This is a genomic window from Microvirga sp. P4_G7 (assembly GCF_056401005.1).
Genome location: NZ_JBFUKD010000178.1, coordinates 1 through 6,257, shown reverse-complemented (window position 1 = coordinate 6,257; position 6,257 = coordinate 1). Strand labels below are relative to the sequence as shown.

Here is a 6,257-nt window from a genome sequence, read left to right as displayed (position 1 = left end):
CTCATCGACCTCGATTCCCAATCCCGGCCGATCCGAAGCGCGGATGAAACCGTCTTTTATTCTGAACGGTTCTGGAGACAGCTCGTCTCGAAAGGCGTTGATGCGCGAAACGTCGGCCTCATAGATATGTCCGTTTGGGAGGGCGGATAGAACATGGACGGAGGCCGCGGTGCTCAAGGCCGAAGCGCTCGTATGGGGCGCGATTTTGAGATGCCAAGCGCTCGCCATGGCGGCCACCTTCATGATTTCACTGATACCACCGACCTTACAGCAATCGGCTTGAACGAACTGTATCAAGTACTCGCCGATCAAGGTGCGGAAGTCGTAGCGAGCAAAGTGATTTTCTCCCGCCGCCAGAGGAGTCGGCGTCAACGCGCTCAGACGTCGGTACGCCGCAATGTTGTCTGGCGTGAAGGGCTCCTCCAGCCACGCGAGTTCGCCTGCGGCGCAAATATCGACAATGGACGCCATGTCGCTGCTTGCAAATTTTGTTCCGGCATCCGCTGCGACCGCAAGGTCCTTCGCAAATGCGCGGCGAATGCCGGACACACGCTCCAGATCACGCGGAATGGTATCGCCAACGCGAAGCTTCACGAAGCGATAGCCCGTCTGCATCAGGGTGTCGATCTCGGCCTTCAGTTCATCGACCGGCTGGAACCCGAGGCTGATGCCTCCCGCGTAGACGGGAATGTCGCGGGGTTCACCGCCGAGGAGTCGGTAGACGGGCTGCCCCAGATCTTTTCCCTTGATGTCCCACAATGCCAAGTCCACACCGCTGAGGCCGATGATCGCAGCTGCGCCGGGACCGTGCGTCGCGACAAAGCTCTGATAGGCTTTGTGCCATACGACCTCGGTTGCGTGTGCGTCTAGGCCGATCAAGCGCGGCGCCAAAGCATCATTGATGAAGGCTGCGATCGTGCTTGGTGCTTGTGCATGGTGGGCTTCACCCCAACCAACGGTTCCGTCGTCGGTCGTGACCTTGACGAGCACCATGTCTCTTTTCGCCGAGCGACCAACGGCGAAGGTGACACCGCCAGGTGTCGGACACGAAAGAGCAAACGCACGAATCTCGGTTATCCTCGTCATGTCCGTGTCARCCTTTGACGGCACCGCCGCCAATTCCCGAGACGAGATGGCGTTGAAGTGCAAAGAACAAAATCAGAATTGGCGCGGCCGTCAGAACCCCACCGGCCATCAGCATTCCCCAATCGGTGGTGTACTGGCCGATAAGGCTCGACAATCCGAGTGGGAGGGTTCTCTTGTTCTCTGAGAGGATGAATGTGCTCGCGTACAAAAATTCATTCCAGGTGTGGATCATCGACCAAGTGCCGACAGCGACGATTCCCGGCCGGGTCAGCGGAACGATGACGCGCCAGAATGCTTGCCAACGTGTGCAGCCGTCCATTCTCGCTGCGTCCTCCAGAGAGAACGGGATTTGTGCGAAGAAGCCGCGCATCAACCACACGCACAGCGGCAACATGTAGCTCAGATATACGGGGACGAGACCCCAAAGACTATCAAGCCATCCGAGATAGCGAAACTGAACGTAAAAGGGGATGAGAAGCAACACGGCAGGAAACATCTGTCCATAAAGCATCAGAACAGGCAGAAGAGTCGAACCGCGAAAGCGATAGCGCGCCAGCGCATATCCCGCCGTCAGCGATACGACAATACTGATTGCGGTTACGATGATCGTTAGGAAAAGGCTGTTCAAGGCAAACCGCCAGAACGAAGCTCCCACGAGAAGGTCTACATAGTGCTGAAGCGTTATGCCATGCGGTACCAGCGAAGGGGGGCGCTGGAAGAGTTCGGCTTCCGGCCGCAACGACGTCGCGACCATCCAGTAAAATGGAAAGATGGCCCAAATGAGCGCCACGATGAGCGCAACATACGCCAGCGTCATTCGCCAGGATCTGAGAAATGACGCCATCTCTAATCCTCCTCTTTCTGACGGATGAGGTAGAGATATCCCGTTGTCGCGATGACGAGCGCGACGAACAACATCGTCGCAACCGCTGAGGCAAGGCCGAGATCGAAGCGTTCGAAACCATAGCGATAGGCCAGCGTGAACAGGATCTCCGATGCGTTGAGCGGTCCGCCAGCAGTCATCAGCCAAATAGCGTTGAAATTGTTGACCGTCAGAATCAGTGTCAACACCGCCGCGATGGCGAACGAGAGTCTGATCTGAGGCAAAATGACGTAAAACAGGAGGCGCCATCCGCGCGCACCGTCCATGGAGGCAGCTTCGAAGATGGACTTGGGAATGAGTTGAAGCGCGGCGAGAAGAAGGAGCATTACGAAAGGTGTGCCCTTCCAGATGCTCTCCACCGTCACGGCTAGAAGGGCAGTATCAGTGTCACCCAGCCAAGGCCGATAATCGGAAATGAGGCCGGCACGCACGAGCAGCTCGTTGAAAATGCCGACACTCGGGTCGTACATCCAGCGCCAGGTGAGAACCGCGACGACGCTTGGCACCACCCACGGAACGAGAATCCCTGATCGGAAAAATCCAATGCCCCTGACGTGCTTGCTCAAAAGCAAAGCAAGCGCAAAGCCGATGGTAAGTTGCACGACGACGTTGGTCGCGACCCAGAATGCGGTGTTGCGTGCCGCCTGCATGAAAACAGGATCCGCGAGGACACGCTCGAAATTTCTCAAGCCTACGAAGGTGACGGTGCCGCGACTCAAAGTTCGAAGAGTCATGTCTTGAAAGGCAGCGATGACACCGCTCGCTACCGGGTAGATGACGACGCCGATCACGAGAATCACCGCCGGGAGAACGAGAAGATATGGATAGATCCTCTCGCCTAGGCCGGTCTCGAACACCGCGGAAAGGGGCCGGCGCTTCTTTCGATGCGTCGGCCCGGATTGGATCGGTGCAGAATACGTCACTGCAACTTTGCCTTGATTTCTTCTGCGGCTTTCTCCATCGCCTGCTTGGGCGTGACGCGACCGCGGAGCACGCCGTCCCACGCCGGAGCGAGCACACTCGCGTGAATTTCGGTCCATAGTGCGACCACAGGCCGGGCGCGGCCAACCGGCGCTTGCTCCATGAAAGGACGTTGCTCCGGAGTCAATGATTTGAGCGCCTCCGGCGAGGTGGCGGAGGCTTGTGCGGAAAGTCGATCATACCGCTTCATCAATTCGACGGAGCGCGGCCCGGTCAGCCACACGGCCAACTCGGCCGCCGCCGGAGACTTTGCGGCGGCGTTCACTGCGATGTTGAAGCCGCCGATAACCGTCGCGCCCACTTTGCCGACCGGAAGCGGCACGATGGAGAAGTCCATTTTGGGAGCGCCTTTCTTGATCGGAGCGATACCCCAATCACCGGTGATCACCATTCCGGCTCGCCCTTGGATGAAGGGGGCGTGGATTTCGTCCCACGATTGCGCCGTCAGAATCGTGTCGGGGACGGCCTTGTCTTCGGTATAGATGCGCGAAAGAAAATCGACGGCTTCGATCGCCGCAGGTTGGCCGATACCGACGACGCCTTTCTCGTCCAACCATTCTCCGCCGGCTTGCCAGACGAAGCTGTAAAGCTGGAACACGCCGAACCGGCCGGCTCCGAGACTCAAGCCGTACTTGTCTGGGCCAAGCGCACGCATCGCCTTGGCAGCCGCCTTGAACTCGGCCCAGGTCTTGGGTGCCGCAACAATTCCCGCTTCTTTCAGCATGTCGTTGTTCACGAAGAGCGCGACGTTGTTGGTATAGAGCGGCAATGCGTATTGCCGCTCCTTGTATCGTCCGCTGGCAAGCGGGCCGGGTTGGAACTGCTCGGCGATCGGCTTCGTCTTGTCTGTAAGATCCGCAAGCAACCCGGCATCGGCGAATCCGGCGACCCAGGCGATGTCGAGGGCCATGACATYCGGGCCCGCTCCGCCGCCCAACGCCACGAAAAGTCGCTTCTCGAACTCTTGGTGCGGAATCGCCTGCAATTCGACCTTGTGTCCGGTCTTTTGCTCGAAGGCTTTCAACTCGTCGTAGATCGGTGCGGTAGGTCCCTGTGCGAGAGGCGCGTTAACCCAAAGCGTAACCGTGTCGGCGAAGGCGTTCGTACTGCTCAACGCGGCGATACCCGCAAGAGCCGCTACCAGATTTCGCAATCTCAGTTTCATGACGTTTCTCCCTCTTGCTGATGAATCACCCTTCTTAGACGGGGCGTTGCAAATTTCGACGATCCTATTGCGGTGAGTGCGTCCCTTTCGCGATAGGAAGGACGTGAAGTCTGGAAAGCCATTCGTCCTCGATGATCTCTCCCTCACTCGCATTGTCTTCAATCRGCGTGCCTAGGAGCGCCGTCTGCGCGATGTTCCAGGGTGCGTTCCGGTCGACGCTGCGGGGAGCAATCATCTGAGAGTCCGCCCTGCCGCGCGCCGATTGCGCGATAACAGCCAAGACGTCACGGCCCTCGCGGCTCTTGCGCAGATAGAGACAAGACCCCGCCCTCACAAACACAGGAATCTGATCGACCGGCGTATCCCTCACTATCCACCGGTCACCCTCAGCCCAACTGCTGGCCATGACATCGAACCATCGGCCTGCGGGTAGGTAGACAGCACGTGTATTGGCATAGAAAGCGGCAGGTGCGACGAGAAGCGCATCGCCGAGCATGAACTGCTGATCCCAATCGTTGATCGTTCTCCAGTCGACGTCCGGAAATGCGAGCGGCATCATGCGAATCATCGGATCACCGCCCTCGGCGGCGATGTGGGCGTGATGCTCGAGGTAAGGCGCGAGACGCAAATGCAACTCTGCATATCGGCGGAAGATATCGACCGATTGCTGATCCATGTCCCACGGTTCGCGACACCCGAGACCATGAAGCTGCATCAACGGTGTAAAGCACGCGAATTGCGTCCATCGGGCAAAGACTTGAGGAGTCGGCGTCCCAAAATAGCCGCCGAGGTCACTGCCGACGAACGACCATCCCGACAGACTAGCACTCTGTGCGGCGCGGATTGCCGCCGGGAGACCAGTCTTCGGACAGAAATCGGAGGTCTGATCGCCCGACCAGATCTGTGTTCGAACCTTCGGGCTGCCTGAGCGACTGATGATAGCCGGATTGCGGTCGCCGAACGCCCGCATCGTCGCTTCCAGATAGTACCGAACGAAGTTGTTATGCGCAGCACCACCCGTCTCACCCGAGTGAAGCACGGCGTGCTCGGACAATTGTTCACCGAAATCGGCTTTGAAGCCTGCGATCCCCTTGTCGACGAGATCTCGTAGATTGCTAGCCCACCAATCACATGCTGCCGGATTTGAGAAGTCGATGAGCGCAGCGACGACGTTGGGGTTTGCCCCAGGACGGCGTGTGATCAACTGGCCGGCCATGTCCTTGATCGTGTAACCGTTCTCCTTGGCGTATTCGAACGATCGGGTGCCAACGACGACCCAAGGGCACAGCCAAAGGTGAACTTCGGTTCCCTCGCGCTTGAAGCGTTCAACCATCCCCCAAGCATCGGGGTACTTTCGCTCGTCGAACGCAAAAGAATGAACCTCGTCCTCCCAGTATGCATCGATGAGCTTCACCGCCATCGGAAGATTGAGCGCTTCGAAGCCGCGCCGATCGGCCTCGATTGTTTCGGCATTCTCGAACCGCCAATCGCCCGCCTTCCACAACCCGAAGAAGGACTCATTGGGGAGGAGGGGCGGCCCGATCCTTTCTATCAAAGCCGCGTATTGTTCCTTCAGAGTGCCAAGATGGATCTGGAGATCGAGACGACCTCCCTCGACTTGTATCCGAATGGTGCGCGGGTCCCAAGGAGCCGCGAGATGGAACACGGCCGATTGCGGACCGTCAAGAAACAGACTGAAGCCCGCGGTGGTGGCAATCCAAGGAACAGGCAAGTAGGTTCCGGAGCCGAGAGCAAAATTCTCGAGATAATAGCGAACGCTCGACCCGCGCAGGTCAAGTGCGTCGAAGCGTTCTCCGGCGCCGAGAAATTGCGCTATTTCCGGTGCGGATAGGACAATTTCGACTGCGTCGGCGGCGGCCTCGAAACTGATTGAATGAATACCGTTGTCTTTGCGTTCGATCCGACCGTTCTCGACGGAAATGGTCCGCCATGTTCCGTTCGGGTCTCGCGCGCCGAAGCTGATGATGCGATAGGGATCAGACACGCTGCAGCTCCGCGCCGAGGTGCCGCGCCAACAAGGCAACCGCTTCACCCCAGTATCCATAGATCCCAGTGACGTGRTGCTCCCACGCACCCTCTATGAAGCCGCGCACGACATCCGCCGCCGGTGTTGAATTCGGT

The 6,257-nt window shown here is 58.4% G+C and carries 5 protein-coding genes; all 5 read right to left on the bottom strand.

Annotated features, from left to right (window positions below; genetic code table 11):
* A partial coding sequence (locus AC1DT3_RS09985) for a mandelate racemase/muconate lactonizing enzyme family protein (RefSeq protein WP_477465101.1) occupies window positions 1-1,086 on the bottom strand: 1,086 nt, incomplete at its 3' end.
* Between the two features lie 7 nt (window positions 1,087-1,093).
* The gene (locus AC1DT3_RS09980) at window positions 1,094-1,930 is read right to left on the bottom strand and encodes a carbohydrate ABC transporter permease (protein WP_477465100.1); all 837 of its coding nucleotides are present in this window, start codon (window positions 1,928-1,930) and stop codon (window positions 1,094-1,096) included.
* Window positions 1,931-1,932: 2 nt separating this feature from the next.
* Window positions 1,933-2,892, bottom strand: a complete 960-nt coding sequence (locus tag AC1DT3_RS09975; RefSeq protein ID WP_477465099.1) for a carbohydrate ABC transporter permease — start codon at window positions 2,890-2,892, stop codon at window positions 1,933-1,935.
* Complete coding sequence (locus AC1DT3_RS09970) at window positions 2,889-4,115, bottom strand: ABC transporter substrate-binding protein (protein WP_477465098.1); 1,227 nt, start codon at window positions 4,113-4,115, stop codon at window positions 2,889-2,891. Before AC1DT3_RS09970 ends, AC1DT3_RS09975 begins: the two co-directional genes overlap by 4 nt.
* 64 nt (window positions 4,116-4,179) lie before the next feature.
* Window positions 4,180-6,120, bottom strand: a complete 1,941-nt coding sequence (locus AC1DT3_RS09965; protein WP_477465097.1) for a glycoside hydrolase family 31 protein — start codon at window positions 6,118-6,120, stop codon at window positions 4,180-4,182.
* Between the last annotated feature and the right edge of the window lie 137 nt (window positions 6,121-6,257).